We start from the raw sequence: 14,395 nt of genomic DNA on the forward strand, positions 1-14,395 counted from the left end.
TGTTGTTGCTGCTCTTCTTGCTCGGTCTGCTCAGCTTCCTGTTGTTGCTGCTCTTCTTGTTCGTCCTGCTCAGCTTCCTGTTGTTGCTGCTCTCCTTGCTCGTCCTGCTCAGCTACTTGTTGTTGCTGTTCCTCTTGCTCGGCTTGTTCATCTTCTTGCGGTTCCTGATTTTCTTGCTCGGTCTGTTCAGCCTCTTGTTGTTCTTGCTCATCCTGCTCAGCTTGTTCAGTTTCCTGTTGTTGCGTTTCTTCTTCCTCTGCTTGTTCGCTGGCTTCTTCAGAGCTTCCGACGTCACCCGGTTCCTGAATCAGTAGTCTTTGGCCAATAAGGATAAGGTCGGAGCTAAGGTCGTTCCATTCCTTTAATTGTTCCACGCTGACATTATTGTCCGCTCCGATTTGCCAAAGGGTGTCTCCTTCCTCGACGACATGTTCTTCTGAATGTTCTTCTGAATCTTCTTCCGAATCTTGGACGTTAAGCGTTTGATTTGGCACAATCAGCGTTGAGTTTAAGTCATTTAACTGAAAGAGGCGATCGACTGACGTATCATATGTATTGGCGATCCCCCATAAAGTGTCTCCTCTTTGTACTTCTACGACCGGTGCTGCCTGGGCACTTGAAAAAGAAATACCGGTAACGAGAACACTCACGGTAATAGCGGCGGTCATTTTTTTCTTCATAAGCTCCTCCTTATAAAATAGGTATATTTTATTAGAATCTATAGTACCATATCTTTCCTGATAGTAAGTTACAACTAGATTACAAATATATTAAGTATTTGGGGGCGCTTGATATATGGTTAAAACCCTAGTATCGTAAACGTAAAAAAATGGAAAGATCCGAGGGAGAAGAAAATGAAAAAGACAGCTTTAATTACCGGTGCATCGAACGGAATCGGCAAGGCTTATGCCTATTATCTCGCTGAGATAGAGTATAATTTGATCCTCGTTTCCCGCTCAAAAGATAAACTCGATCGAATGGCCGCAGATCTTCAGGAAAGGTTTAACATGGATACTTATGTGATCATCCAGGACCTGAGTGAAGAATGGGCGGCTACCAACGTATATGAGCAGGTGCGGGATTATAACCTTCAAGTTGATATGTTAATCAATAATGCCGGTTTTGGAACGACGGGCCATTTTTTGGAGCCTACAGAATCAGACACGCATAAACAAGTGATGCTGAATGTTAATTCAGTCGTGAACATGACGCAAAAGTTTCTGCCGTATATGGAAAAAAGGGGTGCCGGAGACATTATCAATATTGCGTCAACCTCTTCTTTCTGGCCGATTCCTTACATGAGCATTTACGCGGCGACGAAAGCGTTCGTATTATCCTTTACGGAAAGTCTGCACAAAGAGTATAAAAACAAGGGCATACGAATCCTGGCTGTTTGTCCCGGCACGACGCAAACTGATTTTTTTGCATCCGCCCCCGATACGATTACGGTCGGCGGGATGAGAACGACCCGGCAGGTGGTGCATAGCAGCTATAAGGCATTGCAAAAAGGAAAACACTATGTCGTCGACGGAAAACTCAACTATATCATTTCTTTATCACCGCGAGTGTTTCCGCGGAAAACAATGTTAAGGATTACGTCCAAACTGATGAAAAGAAATATGGCGCGAACCGAAAAAATTCATTGAAACATGTATAAATGTCTGCTAGATCTCCCAAACTATGATTAACTTAAAAAGTATGGGAGGAACAAAACCATGAACAAGTCAGATTTAGTTAAAGTCGTTGCTGACAAAAGCGACCTCACGAAGAAACAGGCTGAAATCGCGGTCAATGCCACATTTGATGCGATAACGGAAAATTTGCAAACAGGCGAGCGCGTTCAGCTGATTGGTTTTGGCCAATTTGAAACACGCAAGCGAGAAGCGAGAAAAGTCCGCAATCCGCGCACAGGTGAACAAATTCAGGTTGCTGCCAGCCACGCGCCTGCCTTTAAACCGGGCAAACGATTGAAAGAAGCCGTCAATGTATAGCGAGGACATATGAACCTGGCCGTTTCCATTTGAGAAACGGTCGTTTTTTTGCTTTAATGTAACAAGTGGATACATAAGAGCGAGGGAGAGAGAATGTCAAAAAAGAAAGCATACCTCTGTGCGATTGCAGGGGCTGCTGCGTGGGGACTCATCGGGGTATTTGTCAACCCTTTATATGAAAGAGGATTTACGCCTTGGGATGTTGTCGCCATTCGGGTGCTACTGTCATTTACGTTTTTATTTTTATTGATGTTTTTGTTTTTTCGATCGCATTTGCGGACCCGTTTGCGTGACCATATATTTTTCGCGGGTGCGGGGATTTTGAGCATTTCTTTTTTCAATTTCTTTTATTTTGAAGTCTTTGCCCGCGCCAATTTATCGCTGGCTGTTACTTTGCTGTACACGGGGCCATTATTCGTGACGTTGTTTTCGCGCTTGTTTTTTAAAGAAGCATTTACGTCTCGAAAAATGGTGGCGCTTTTTATGGCCATCACTGGCTGTGCTTTTGTTGTCGGATTGCTCCCATTTTGGCAAGCACAGGTGCCTTTTGAAGTGTTCGTCATGGGGATCATGTCCGGATTTTGCTTTGCGCTCTATACCATTTTCGGCAAAGTGGTTACCCACCGATATTCAGCGCTTACGGTCACGACGTATACATTTTTGTATGCTAGTATCTTTATGGCCTTGACGAGCGATGTGTGGGAAAAAACAGCAGCCTTTGCTCACCCGGATGTCTGGGTCTCAGCCCTTTTACTGGCACTCGTCGCAACGGTTTTCGGCTATATACTTTATACGACAGGTTTAAAATATATTGAAGCCAGTAAAGCATCGATTTTGGCGACGGTGGAACCGATCGTGGCCGTGCTGACCGGTGTGCTTTTTTTAGGGGATTATTTACTGTTCTGGCAAGTGATCGGGATCGTCTTAGTGCTGTATTCTGCTATACTGGTGACACAGAGACAAAGAAACGGGGGCTTGCAACAATGACTGATGGACAACAACGGGCCAATATTCATCCGGGAACTGCTGTGGAAATCGTATTAAAAAAAGATCAAAGAACGGGAAAAACGACCAAGGGGACGGTGAAAGATATATTGACGAACGCGCCGAGACATCCGCACGGGATAAAAGTGAGGCTTACGGATGGGCAGGTCGGCAGGGTGAAAAAGGTGTATGAATGAAAGAGGACAGCCGACTTGTGGCTGTCCATATATCAGCGATCTCGAGCAAGTTCCTTTTATGCTGCTACCTCTCTTTTATGCTTGAGAGCAAAAAACAGGAAAGTTGCTCCCAATGATACAAGTAAAACCAAAAGCAGCGGCCAAGTTTCAAGCAACAACTCCGGCTCTCCCATCATGATTGTAGCTCGCAAACCTTCCACGGAATACGTCATCGGCAGCCAGTCGTGCACGTATTGAAAGAAAGGGGGGACGAGTTCCGCGGGGAAGGAACCTCCACTTCCTCCGAGCTGTACGATCAACAAGATGATTGCGATAAAGCGTCCGGGATTATCCATTATGGCGACGAGCATGAAAATCAGTGCCATAAATGAAAGGCTGGCAAACCACATGAAAAATGAAAACCAGGCAGGGCTGGCGATATCCAAATCGAGACCATAGAAGGTGACTCCGGTTAGGGCGATCGTTTGGATCGTAGCCACTGACCACGTGACACCCAATTTACCGGAAAACCATTGCCATGCCGTTTTGTGCTCAGCCAATGGATGATAAAACGGATAGATAATCGACAGCGTCAAACCTCCGACGAACAATCCCAACGATAAGAAATAAGGAGAGAGCCCTTCTCCGTACGTGTAATCCTCGGTTTCACTTTCCGCGACCGATTCAACGGGGGAACTGAAAAGCGCCTGTTGGTCTTCGGTTAACTCATTTTCCAGTAACGTATCAACCAGTATCTGCAGATTTTCCTGCAGCTCCTGGGCTCCGTCATCGAGTTCCTCGAGACCGTCTTCAATGTCCAGGCCACCCTGCAATGCTTCTTGCATTTCTTCGGAAAGCTCGTTTGCTCCTTCGTTCAGATTCTGTACGCCTTCATCAAGCGTTTGTACGGCCTGTTCAGCTTCAGCGAGCGTAGTGTCTACGGATGATAATACGTCGTCTGCCTGTGAAAGTGATTCATCCAGCTCAGCCAATGTGGTTCTTGCCTGCGGGAACACTTCCAATAAATCAATGTCCCCTTCGCCGATTCCTTCTGGTGTGGCAGCCTGGGCATTTTCCAAATCCTGATTGACTTCATTTATCCAACTCGAAATATCTTCCTGTCCATCGGAAATCGCATCCATGCTGTCATTGAATGCTGCCTCGATGGTTTCGAGTTGCTCTGAAAGCTCTGACGTTCCATTTTCTATATCATCATAGGTCTCGTTTAAGGTATTTACGGTTTCATCGGCTTGCTGGCATGGTTGAATATCCTGAGAGTCTATGCCGTCTATGGTCTCTGCCAATGTATCCGCATAGCCTTGTAATTCTTCATCTTCCGGGTAGTTTTCGGCGATATAATCAGACAATCCTTGAGCTTCTTCATCGGCGTTATTAAATTCACTTACCGATTCTTGCCACTCGTAACAGGCCCCTACAAACGTTTCTAGATCATTCAAGCTTTCATTTGCTTCGTTCTGCCATTGATCCAGGCGGTCATTCATCGCGCTGATATCATCGAGGACATCTTCTGCTTCCTGAACAGGTTGATCAATGTCTTCAAGCTGATCTGCCAAATGAAGGAGAGAATCTTCCGCTGATTGCAGGGAGGAACGTGCCGCCGACCAGTTTTCATCCAGTGAATGAAGGGAGTGTTCCAGTTGGGCGGCATCGTCGCTTTCCAAATACGAGCGGGCGGCAGCTACTTCCGCTTGCATCTCGCCCAACCTGTCTTCCAGTTGATCGATGTCTTCGCTGTTATGATATGATGCCACAATTTCTTCAACTTCCGTCCGCAATTCAGTGGTGCCTTCAGCGGCTTCACCTGCCCCTGCGTGTAAGGACTCGGCCCCTTCATCCAACTCCGCCAAACCTTCCGTGAGGGAGCCCATGTTTTCAAGAGCAGAATCCATACCGTCAACAAGCTCCTCAGCTCCCTCCTCAAGTTCGACAGCCGCGTCTGTCAGTTCACTATAGGCATCATCGACAATGGCCACATAGGTGTCTGTTAATGTCCGGGACAGGTCCTCTTCAATTGTGTCCACGGCCTGCGTTCCCATTTGTGACGCGGCAAAGTTAACATCTTCATTGATATCATAATAAATCTCTCCATTTTCAGGATCGTCGTCTTGAAGTGAAGAGACGTCTTCAGAAAAAGAAGAAGGGATCATAACGTAAAAGTAATAATCGAACGCATCGAACCCTCTTTGTGCTTCATCAGCATCGGTCACATGCCAATTGAAATCCTCACTTTCCAGAAGTTCATCTTCAAATTCATCCCCGGCATTCACTTCTTCTCCGTCCACTTCAGTGCCTTCATCCTCATTCACAATAGCGACCGGAAGTTCTTCCAGTTGTCCATATGGGTCCCAGAAAGCCCAAAGCAAAATGCCCCCATATAAAACGGGGATCAATAGAATGCCGATGATCGAGATAAACAGTTTTTTATCGGCAAATATAGCTTTCCATTCGGCTATAAAACCTTGCAATGTAAAACCTCCTGATTCGACTAAATGACCGAAATATTAAAACGGTCATTTTCGCTTCAAAAAAAGAACATCGTCTTCAGTAATCATCGAATGACGATGCCATTAAAGATGTGATTCTCAAAAACCTGGAACAATTCTTCTTCCGTCAGCGGACGTTTTTTTTCTTCCCAATCAACGATAAATGCGATGTACAGTTTGTAGATGGTGAAGGCAGTAATTTCCGTATCATTCACTTGTAAACGCCCTTTCTCCACACCTTGGGCAATGGCCCGTTCCAAAGAGGTCATAATGAAATCCTCAACCTTTTGCATGGCGGAGACCGCTTCTTTCGTGCCATGGACACTGACTTCTTCGGTCAGATGAATCAGTAATTGATGCTCTTTGCGATATTGTAAAGTGTCATATAAAGCGCGGTGCAGTTTCAGGACAGATCTTTCGTCCTCGTGTTTCACACGTTCAAAAATGGCCCCGAGATCATGTAAAAAGTCATCCATAACGGCTTCCAGCATTTCTTCTTTATGCTTAAATTCGGTATAGATCGTGCCCTTGCCCACCCCGGCGAGTTTGGCAACATGGGCGACAGACGTGCCTTTGTAGCCAAACAGGGAAAACGTCCGTTTCGCTGCTTCTAAAATGGTTGCTCGTTTGTTGGTGATCACTAGAAAACCTCATTTTCGGGGAATGACCGTATGAACAATTCGGTCAATATTATAATAACATTTGTTGAGCTTAAGTCAAACTTGATGCTTTTTTTCATGAAATGAGAATGACACGGCTTCACATCCTTTTCAACAACTGAGATACTATCCTTAGTATATATCATGGGTGAAAGGGAGTCATGAAATGATGAAAATCAATGGGTCACGATTGATGGAAACAATCGAGACGAGTGCGGTGATCGGCGCGACGGAAAACGGGGGGCTGCATCGGTTGACCTTGTCAAAAGAAGATGAGGAGATGCGCGCGACCTTCACCCGTTGGTTGGAGACGGCTGAGTTGCAAGTGACCGTCGATGATTTTGGAAATATGTACGGTCGACGAGAGGGTACAAATCCTGAACTTTCCCCGGTTGTCATCGGTTCGCATCTGGACACGCAGCCATATGGCGGAAAATACGACGGAATTGTCGGCGTGCTCGCTGCTTTGGAAGTCATTCGTACGTTGAATGATGAGGGAGTGAAAACAGAACGGCCCATCGTGATCATCAATTTCACGAATGAAGAAGGGGCACGTTTTGCACCGCCGCTGCTCGGTTCCGGTGGGGCGATCGGAGAATTTTCGAAAACAAACGTTTATGACACAAAAGATACCGAGGGCACACGCTTTGAAACAGCTCTCGTAGATTCCGGTTACCAAGGCGAAGAAGACGATCGCCTCACAGACGCGCACGCGTTCCTGGAATTACATATTGAACAGGGACCTGTGCTCGAAGAAAAGCAGAAAAGCATCGGCGTTGTTCAGGGGATTCAGGGACTGGCCTGGTTTCAGGTCCATGTAAAAGGAGAAGCGGATCACGCGGGAACAACCCCGATGTCCGGACGCAAAGACGCCCTCGTTGCTGCTTCCGCCATGGTGACCGCTTTATCCAGGTATGGCAATTCTATCGAAGAACTGGTGCTTACGGTCGGTACATTGCAGGTGCACCCGAGTGCTCCCAATATCGTCCCGTCAGACGTCACCTTTACCATCGATATGCGCCATCCCGATGACTATATGCGCAAAGGTGTGCCCATGGCGATTCACAAAATTTTATCCGATACGTCGAAAAACTATAATGTTGATTTTACTATGGAAACGAATTACCAGGCGGAAACGATCCATTTTCCGGAAAAAATTCAAAACGTGCTCGCGGAGGAAACAGATGCGCTTGGATATGGTAAGGAATTATTTTACAGCGGCGCATCACATGATGCGAAACATATGAGCCGGATCACGGATTCGGGCATGATCTTCGTGCCGAGTGTCAACGGCAAAAGCCATCACGAAGAGGAATATACGAGCGCCGCCGACATTGAAAAAGGGGCGAACGTGCTGCTGCGTGCGACGAAAAGATTGGCGGATGAGGAGGGAGATGCATGAATTATTCGATTCGCGAAATGAAAAAAGGCGACGCGTACGGAATCGCGTGTGTCCATGTTGATAGCTGGCGGACGACTTACCAAGGCATCGTTCCGCAAAGCTATCTGGACAGTTTAAATGTGAAGGAACGTGAGCAAAGATGGGAAAAAATCCTCGATGAATATCCGGAGAATTCCAACTATGGACTTGTTGCCGTCAACGAGCAATCCGAGATCGTCGGCTTTGCGGTTTGTGATCAAGCGGAAGAACAGGAATCCGTGGATGGGGAATTAAATGCGATCTACGTACTTGAGCAATACCAGCAACAAGGTATTGGAGTGGCGTTCATGAGAAAAGTCCTCGCCAATTTTCGGGAAAGAGGATGGAAAACTTTTGCGATCATTGCGCTAGCCGACAATCCCTCGTTTCCATTCTATGAAAAACTGAATCCCCATTACTTGCGCATTGACACGTTTACTGTGCATGGTGAAGAACTCAGGGAATGGGTTATGACGTTTTCGGTGGATGAAGTGGAGGCGTTGCTTTCAGAGGTCAGAGGTTAGTGGCAAGATAAAAAGGGCGCTTGGTGATAGGCGCCCTAATCGCTTCCTTCCAGTTGACGGAGCTATTCGTCTTGTGCGCAAGGTGATTTAGTGGCATTTGCGCATATGAATTAATCATTACTGTCCGAGGGTGGCGCCATTGTTGTCTCTGAAAGGCGAATTTATTACCTTTTTAACTTTACCTTGGTATTTCCTACCTTAGGATTGCCCTCCTTCCCCCAAAATGTTACGTTAAAGGCAAAGTGCAAGCGAGGGATGGCGATCATGACAGTAAAAGAGTTGGAGGATCAACTACAACTGTTAAAAACGGATTACGTTCGTGTCCAGGGGGACCTGGAAAAAATGGAATCCATTGGCGGAAATGTCCGCCCGGCTACTCGGCAATTGCGTGATTTAGAGCATGAAATTTACTCTGTCCGGCAACAGCTAAAAGAAGCGAAGGCTATATAAAATTTATCGAGTTTCCCTTTATGAAAGGGGCTCAATTTTTTTGGTATGAGCGAAATTGGAGGGACGACGATGCTGCAAAAACTATTTCAACTAGATGAACATGGCACAACTGTAAAACAAGAAGTGGTCGCCGGCATTACGATCTTTTTTGCGGCAGCGCATATTATCATCGTCAATCCGACGATTCTCTCCGATGGCGGCATTCCCTTTCAATATGCCATGATCGCGACGGTGTTAGTCACCGTTATCGGCAGCCTTCTCATGGGTTTATACGCGAACGTGCCGCTGGCGCTCGCCCCCGGCATGGGCATTAACGCCTTTTTCGTGTATACACTCGTGCAAGGTTATGACTTGAGTTGGCAAATGGGAGTGGCAGTCGTGATTGTGTCCGGTGTTTTCCTGATTATCGCCGCTTTTACACCTTTGGCCGCGGCGTTGTCCCGTGCTGTTCCCACCTCGTTAAAATACAGCATTAGCGCCGGGATTGGGTTGTTACTCGTCATGATCGGTCTGCAAATGGGCGAAGTCATCGTCTCCGATCCGGAAACATTGATCAGCCTTGCTCCGCTTGAGTCCCCCTCCCTTGCCTTTACGCTTTTCGGCTTATTGTTAATCTTAATCCTATATGTAAGGCGAATAAGGGGTGCTTTTGTCATTGGGCTCTTGATCACAACGGCTGTCATCTATTTGACGGGCTTCGGGGGCACGCCCGAGAGCGAGCCGCTGGAATTGGGGGGTTATCTCGGTATTTTTACAGCCGCGGATTTCAGCGGGCTTTTACACGTTCCCTTTTGGATGGCTGTTTTTTCATTAACCCTTCTCGTTCTATTTGATACGCTTGGCCTTGTTCATGGCTTGGTGCCGTATAACAAAGATGTCAGCAAGGTTTACCAGAGCAGCGCCATTAATGCCGGGATTAGCGGTTTCTTTGGAACGTCACCGACGGTGCTTGTCGTCGAGAGTGCTGCCGGGATGTCTGAAGGGGGAAAAACAGGCCTGACCGCGGTGACAGCGGGGTTGCTGTTTTTAACGAGTTTCGCCGTGATGCCGTTCATTTCCGGGATTCCGGAAGCGGCTATCGCCCCGATTCTAATGATTGTCGGCATGTCGATGGCGGAAAAATTACGTGATATCCCGGGAGATTTTACCGAGTGGTTTCCCGCCGGGCTGACCGCGATCCTCATTCCGTTGACGTATTCGATTATCGACGGTCTTGCGGCCGGGTTTATTCTGTATCCGCTTTTGAAATGGGTGACCGGCAGGCGTAAGGATGTACACCCGTATCAGTATGTGATCGCCCTGTTATTTATCTGCAATTACGCGTTGTTGATTATCTAATAGAACATATCCACTTTGCCACATGCATAAAACAAATAAACAAGCTCCTATTGCCGCGCGGTCATGACGTAGTTTTCAATCGCTTTGGCTACCCCGTCTTCATCGTTTTCGGCTGTTTCCATGTGGGCATATGTCTTCACTTCGGGGGCAGCGTTCCCCATGGCGATGCTTAGGCCGGCGGTTTCGAACATGGACAAATCATTATAGTTATCGCCGATGGCAATCGTATTTTCCATGGCGATGCCAAGTTGTTTTGCCATAAATGTTAAGCCACTTCCTTTGGCGGCATCGAAGGGCATAAGCTCAATATTATCCGTCCCCGACGACGTAATGGAGATTTGATCATCCGTTTCCCAGGCTGTGCGAATGGCGTTTAACTTCTCGGGAAACAAGGAAAGGACCAGAAATTTATAAGCGGTAAAGTTATAGCTCGGGATATCCGCGGTTGCAGGGAGCAATTTAAGTCCCAAATTGTTCAGCTGTCTATCCGCCTGATCCCGTATGACGGCTGCCATTTTCCCGCCATCGTTTTTCATGCGGGCATATTCATTAAGATCGTCCAGAAAGAATTGATAGGCGTCATCCGTCGTATAAAGGCCGTCGGAAGTGGCCAGGTGAAAATAAAATTGCCGGGTATGCAACCAGGAAGCCATACGGGTAGCCGCATGAAGATCGAGGTGCTTTTCTGATAAAATGTAGCCGTCCCGATCAGCAATGATGCCTCCGTTGGCACAAATATAACCGTCAGCGGGTATGTTTGCCTTTGTGACGATGTCTTTGGCATCCTGTAAGGTTCGTCCCGTCGCAATGACAAACGAATGGCCTTCGCGCTGAAGATGTTGAATGACGGCAATGGTGTAGTCACTGATCTCTTTTTCTGTATGTAACAATGTCCCATCCATGTCGATCGCTACTAGTTTCATTTACGTTTACACCTGCTTTTTATGGAATGATACCTATTTTATTTTACAACACTCTTGTGTCGGAGAAAAGCAAGGACGGTTTTTGATATGAGCGCAGGGAAAATAAAAAGCATCCTCGGTATCGTTGCCTTGGGGCTTATCATATATATGGCTTCTCCAGTCGGTGATGAATGGAGCCCGGCGGGCATTCGTCATTATATTGAGAATTTCGGGATATTCGCACCGTTATTATTCCTCCTTCTGAGTGCCTTGCGTCCTGTATTTTTCATTCCTGCTTCAGTATTAGGGTTTGCCGGGGGGCTGCTCTTTGGATTGTGGGGAGGGGTGATGCTGACCGGCATCGGCTCGCTTTTAGCTGCAACGATCGGTTATTACTTGGCCCAGTATTTAGGTGGTCAATGGATCGAGAGAAAGATGCAGGGCGGCCGTTTGCTCGCATTTAGAAACCAACTGTTTCGGTACGGATTTTATTATGTGCTGTTTTTGCGGTTAGTACCGATGTTGAGTTTTGATCTGATCAGTTATATATGTGGGTTTGCGAGAATGCCGTTCCCTAAATATATGGCCGCGACGGCGATCGGTATTTGGCCGGGAACCGTTTTCTTCACGCTTATGGGTACCAGTGTAGCTGCCGGTGACTTAGGGATGTTATTGCTCATTCTCGGAATCGCACTCTTGCTTTTTATGGTCGGAACGATTTATTATGCCGGCAAAAGGAAATGGGCAAATGGTTAAAACAACCAATGATTTTACAGGCTGAGATATTTTTTAAAGGAGATGTAGCTGTATTTTTTTCATCTTGAAATCTCTGAAAAACGGGTGTAATAATCTTTCGCAATATTGTTAGTGGTGGCAACAATTGGCGTTAGAAATGTGTCTATTCCCCCTTTTCAAGGGCTATTCCCCTTGCCATAATACGAATTGGAGGTGCTTACACTATGAAAAAATCTTTAGTGGCATTATCAGTATTTTTACTCGTTCCATCGGCAGCGATGGCACAGGAGGAAGAAAAGACATACATAGAAGGAGAGGATAATAAGACCATAACCGTGTCCGGGTTCTTTGAAACTTGGACTCTTGGAAACGGCCAATGGGATGAATTGATCCAAACGATCGAAGATCAATTCGACATTGAGATCGAAGATATCGAAATACAGCAGCCGGAAGACGAAGATGAGGATCAAGCGCAATCGGACAAAGATAAGCCGGAAGCTGACGAAGAACAGCCTGAACAAGATGAAGGTTCCAATGGAGAAGAAGGAAAAGAAGAAGATGACCAGGATCCAGAACAAGATGAAGGATCGGATGAAGGACAAGACAATGACGAGAATATCGACGAAGGCAGTGAATTCGAGCAGGAAGTCGTTCGCCTGACGAATGAAGAGCGTGAAGCCCAAGGGCTGGAGCCACTGGAAATTCATGAGGAGCTCGCTGAGGTAGCGACGGTGAAATCCGAAGATATGCGGGATAACGATTATTTCTCCCATGACAGCCCGGTTCATGGTTCTCCCTTTGATATGATCAGTGCCCACGGTATTGACTATACAGGTGCCGGTGAAAATATCGCCGCGGGGCAAGCCACCCCGGAACAAGTCGTTCAAGGATGGATGGAATCTGACGGACACCGGGCCAATATCATGAACAGCGATTTTACACACATCGGTATCGGCCATGCTGAAGGTGGCAGCTACGGAGACTACTGGACGCAAATGTTCTTAACTGAATAGTAATCATAAAACAGGCTAACGGGCGTCCGTTAGCCTGTTTTATGATTATAGGGGAATGATATAGAGAAAGACCGCGAAAAAGTGAGCGGCGGATCCGGCGATCACGAATACATGCCAGACCGCATGATGGTAGGGGAAACTACGCCAAAGGTAGAAAACGGCACCTACCGTGTAGAAGAAGCCGCCGATCACGAGGAGGATCAACCCTCCCGTAGGCACTGCCGCTGCCAATGGCGCCCAGGCAACGACGATCAACCACCCCATCCCGATATAAAAGAGCGTCGACAGCAACCTGAAGCGTTTCACAAAGAAGGCTTTCAATGTGATACCTGCCATGGCAACGCCCCATATAACGCCAAACAGTGTCCAGCTCAAGGCGCCTTCCAGGGCGTGAAAAAGAAAGGGTGTGTACGTACCGGCAATAAACAGGTAAATCGACGAATGATCGAATATTTCAAAGAGGTCCTTGACTTTTCCTTTCGGAAAGCTATGGACAAGCGTAGAGCAGACATAGAGCAACAACATCGAGAAACCGAAAATAGAGACACTGACAATGTGTAAAGGCGTTCCGATGATGGACGCGTAAATGATTAAAAGCACAAGCGCCGCAATGCTTAAAACGGAGCCAATGCCGTGGGTTATGGCGTTCGCGATTTCTTCTTTTCTGGTAAACATGTGAGCATCGTTAAGCACAAACTCACCCCTTCGTGAATGTGACCTTTTCTAGTATAACATACGAGTGGGCGGATCGCCGCGCCCCCCAAAATGGAGAGAGATCCAATATGGGGTGTGCTGGCGCTTCTTGCGGCCCCCAAAATGAAAAAATGATCAAAATGGGGTGTGCTGGCAAACTGCCGCGCCCCCCAAAATGGAGAACTATCCAATATGAGGTGCGCTGGCCGGCCCGCTCCCTCAACATAATAAAAACTTCGGACATAAGCGCATGCCTATGTCCGAAGCTCTTTGTAGTATATGATGATGGCGTGATTAACGTGAAAAAACGTGATCTCCCAGGGTTATGGTTTCCTCTCTTGTGGCGTTCCAATGAACGTCGGCTGTTACAGGGTTGTAGAAATAAACAGAACCTTGCCCCTGGCCGTCAAACGCCAACGCTTCACGAGCGGCTTGTTCAGATCTTTCGCTTGCCGGTTCATTGATACTTCCATCCAGAACCGGACTGAATTGATAATGTCCGCCCGCTGTTTCGTAAATAACATCATGAATGGAATCCGGGAATTGCTCATCGGCAACGCGATTAAGAACGACGGTTCCAACCCCCACTTTTCCTGCATAAGGCTCGCTTTGAGCTTCAGCCTGGATGATGCGGGCCAGGAGGTCTTTCTCCTCTTCTGTGACAGAAGACGGGATCTCCAGGTGCTCTCCTGTCTCCACGGCATCCTCAGATTTTCCGTTTAGTTCTTTAATCTCTTCTGTCGGAACACCATAATCAACACCAATCGACCATATAGATTCCTCTTCCCCTACTTCATGAGTCGCTTCGCTTGCATCTGCCACCGATGTGGAAGCAACGAACAATGCAAGGGGTAAAACCAATATTTTGAAGATATTCATAATCTCCGAGTTCCCTCCTTTTTCGTTACAAAGTAAAGGTATCAAGGCATCTAGACTTATGCACCAGGTAAAATTACCCAAATAGAAACATCTTAGAATAAAAGATTGATATGACAGTTTTCAACAA

General features: G+C 46.9%; 16 protein-coding genes. 10 read left to right on the plus strand and 6 right to left on the minus strand.

Going from position 1 to position 14,395, the window contains the following annotated elements; genetic code table 11:
- Positions 1 to 680: LysM peptidoglycan-binding domain-containing protein (locus tag BLS58_RS17615; protein WP_176764743.1), on the minus strand; the 680-nt coding region annotated here is incomplete at its 3' end.
- Between the two features lie 174 nt (positions 681 to 854).
- Here BLS58_RS17615 and BLS58_RS12615 point away from each other — a divergent pair.
- The 4 genes from BLS58_RS12615 to BLS58_RS12630 all read left to right on the plus strand — a co-directional run bounded on the left by BLS58_RS12615 (position 855) and on the right by BLS58_RS12630 (position 3,172).
- Positions 855 to 1,646, plus strand: a complete 792-nt coding sequence (locus BLS58_RS12615) for an SDR family NAD(P)-dependent oxidoreductase (protein WP_090399161.1) — start codon at positions 855 to 857, stop codon at positions 1,644 to 1,646.
- 69 nt (positions 1,647 to 1,715) lie between these two features.
- A complete protein-coding gene (locus BLS58_RS12620) occupies positions 1,716 to 1,991 on the plus strand; it encodes an HU family DNA-binding protein (RefSeq protein WP_090399162.1) in 276 nt (91 codons plus the stop codon).
- 93 nt (positions 1,992 to 2,084) lie between these two features.
- Positions 2,085 to 2,978, plus strand: a complete 894-nt coding sequence (locus tag BLS58_RS12625; protein WP_090399163.1) for a DMT family transporter — start codon at positions 2,085 to 2,087, stop codon at positions 2,976 to 2,978.
- Positions 2,975 to 3,172: a YwbE family protein gene (locus tag BLS58_RS12630; RefSeq protein WP_090399164.1), complete on the plus strand. Its 198-nt coding sequence runs from the start codon at positions 2,975 to 2,977 to the stop codon at positions 3,170 to 3,172. Before BLS58_RS12625 ends, BLS58_RS12630 begins: the two co-directional genes overlap by 4 nt.
- A 56-nt stretch (positions 3,173 to 3,228) precedes the next feature.
- On the opposite strand, the gene BLS58_RS12635 is transcribed toward BLS58_RS12630, so the two are convergent.
- Together BLS58_RS12635 and BLS58_RS12640 are read right to left on the minus strand one after the other, a co-directional pair.
- Positions 3,229 to 5,637 carry a YhgE/Pip domain-containing protein gene (locus tag BLS58_RS12635; protein WP_090399165.1) on the minus strand — a complete coding sequence of 803 codons (2,409 nt, stop codon included), beginning with the start codon at positions 5,635 to 5,637 and terminating at the stop codon, positions 3,229 to 3,231.
- Positions 5,638 to 5,720: 83 nt separating this feature from the next.
- Complete coding sequence (locus BLS58_RS12640) at positions 5,721 to 6,296, minus strand: TetR/AcrR family transcriptional regulator (protein ID WP_090399166.1); 576 nt, start codon at positions 6,294 to 6,296, stop codon at positions 5,721 to 5,723.
- Positions 6,297 to 6,480: 184 nt separating this feature from the next.
- Between BLS58_RS12640 and BLS58_RS12645 the strand changes: the two genes are divergently transcribed.
- The 4 genes from BLS58_RS12645 (at position 6,481) to BLS58_RS12660 (ending at position 10,046) form a co-directional block, all read left to right on the plus strand.
- Positions 6,481 to 7,716 (plus strand): M20 family metallo-hydrolase, encoded by a 1,236-nt coding sequence (locus tag BLS58_RS12645; RefSeq protein ID WP_090399167.1) that lies wholly within the window; start codon positions 6,481 to 6,483, stop codon positions 7,714 to 7,716.
- Positions 7,713 to 8,258 (plus strand): GNAT family N-acetyltransferase, encoded by a 546-nt coding sequence (locus tag BLS58_RS12650; RefSeq protein ID WP_090399168.1) that lies wholly within the window; start codon positions 7,713 to 7,715, stop codon positions 8,256 to 8,258. Before BLS58_RS12645 ends, BLS58_RS12650 begins: the two co-directional genes overlap by 4 nt.
- 264 nt (positions 8,259 to 8,522) lie before the next feature.
- Positions 8,523 to 8,708, plus strand: coding sequence for an SE1832 family protein (locus BLS58_RS12655; RefSeq protein ID WP_090399169.1), 186 nt, complete (start codon positions 8,523 to 8,525; stop codon positions 8,706 to 8,708).
- 69 nt (positions 8,709 to 8,777) lie between these two features.
- Positions 8,778 to 10,046: an NCS2 family permease gene (locus BLS58_RS12660; RefSeq protein WP_245723170.1), complete on the plus strand. Its 1,269-nt coding sequence runs from the start codon at positions 8,778 to 8,780 to the stop codon at positions 10,044 to 10,046.
- A gap of 47 nt (positions 10,047 to 10,093) precedes the next feature.
- Here BLS58_RS12660 and BLS58_RS12665 read toward each other — a convergent pair whose 3' ends face one another.
- On the minus strand, positions 10,094 to 10,969 hold the full coding sequence (locus BLS58_RS12665; RefSeq protein WP_090399171.1) for a Cof-type HAD-IIB family hydrolase: 876 nt from the start codon (positions 10,967 to 10,969) through the stop codon (positions 10,094 to 10,096).
- 87 nt (positions 10,970 to 11,056) lie between these two features.
- On the opposite strand from BLS58_RS12665, the gene BLS58_RS12670 reads away from it, so the two are divergent.
- Positions 11,057 to 11,704, plus strand: a complete 648-nt coding sequence (locus BLS58_RS12670) for a TVP38/TMEM64 family protein (protein ID WP_090399172.1) — start codon at positions 11,057 to 11,059, stop codon at positions 11,702 to 11,704.
- A gap of 203 nt (positions 11,705 to 11,907) precedes the next feature.
- A complete protein-coding gene (locus BLS58_RS18270; RefSeq protein WP_090399173.1) occupies positions 11,908 to 12,696 on the plus strand; it encodes a CAP domain-containing protein in 789 nt (262 codons plus the stop codon).
- A 45-nt stretch (positions 12,697 to 12,741) separates the two neighbouring features.
- Here BLS58_RS18270 and trhA read toward each other — a convergent pair whose 3' ends face one another.
- Positions 12,742 to 13,371, minus strand: coding sequence for a PAQR family membrane homeostasis protein TrhA (trhA, locus tag BLS58_RS12680; RefSeq protein ID WP_090399196.1), 630 nt, complete (start codon positions 13,369 to 13,371; stop codon positions 12,742 to 12,744).
- Positions 13,372 to 13,683: 312 nt separating this feature from the next.
- Positions 13,684 to 14,268 (minus strand): cell wall hydrolase, encoded by a 585-nt coding sequence (locus BLS58_RS12685; protein ID WP_090399174.1) that lies wholly within the window; start codon positions 14,266 to 14,268, stop codon positions 13,684 to 13,686.
- Between the last annotated feature and the right edge of the window lie 127 nt (positions 14,269 to 14,395).

The sequence above is a fragment of the Natribacillus halophilus genome (assembly GCF_900100185.1).
GTDB lineage: Bacteria > Bacillota > Bacilli > Bacillales > Marinococcaceae > Natribacillus > Natribacillus halophilus.

Bases quoted from the DNA above. Each gene is read 5' to 3' on its own strand.
- BLS58_RS12615 (WP_090399161.1), top strand. From the start codon at position 855: ATGAAAAAGACAGCTTTAATTACCGGTGCATCGAACGGAATCGGCAAG.
- BLS58_RS12620 (WP_090399162.1), top strand. From the start codon at position 1,716: ATGAACAAGTCAGATTTAGTTAAAGTCGTTGCTGACAAAAGCGACCTC.
- BLS58_RS12625 (WP_090399163.1), top strand. From the start codon at position 2,085: ATGTCAAAAAAGAAAGCATACCTCTGTGCGATTGCAGGGGCTGCTGCG.
- BLS58_RS12630 (WP_090399164.1), top strand. From the start codon at position 2,975: ATGACTGATGGACAACAACGGGCCAATATTCATCCGGGAACTGCTGTG.
- BLS58_RS12645 (WP_090399167.1), top strand. From the start codon at position 6,481: ATGATGAAAATCAATGGGTCACGATTGATGGAAACAATCGAGACGAGT.
- BLS58_RS12650 (WP_090399168.1), top strand. From the start codon at position 7,713: ATGAATTATTCGATTCGCGAAATGAAAAAAGGCGACGCGTACGGAATC.
- BLS58_RS12655 (WP_090399169.1), top strand. From the start codon at position 8,523: ATGACAGTAAAAGAGTTGGAGGATCAACTACAACTGTTAAAAACGGAT.
- BLS58_RS12660 (WP_245723170.1), top strand. From the start codon at position 8,778: ATGCTGCAAAAACTATTTCAACTAGATGAACATGGCACAACTGTAAAA.
- BLS58_RS12665 (WP_090399171.1), bottom strand. From the start codon at position 10,969: ATGAAACTAGTAGCGATCGACATGGATGGGACATTGTTACATACAGAA.
- BLS58_RS12670 (WP_090399172.1), top strand. From the start codon at position 11,057: ATGAGCGCAGGGAAAATAAAAAGCATCCTCGGTATCGTTGCCTTGGGG.
- BLS58_RS18270 (WP_090399173.1), top strand. From the start codon at position 11,908: ATGAAAAAATCTTTAGTGGCATTATCAGTATTTTTACTCGTTCCATCG.
- trhA (WP_090399196.1), bottom strand. From the start codon at position 13,371: ATGTTTACCAGAAAAGAAGAAATCGCGAACGCCATAACCCACGGCATT.
- BLS58_RS12685 (WP_090399174.1), bottom strand. From the start codon at position 14,268: ATGAATATCTTCAAAATATTGGTTTTACCCCTTGCATTGTTCGTTGCT.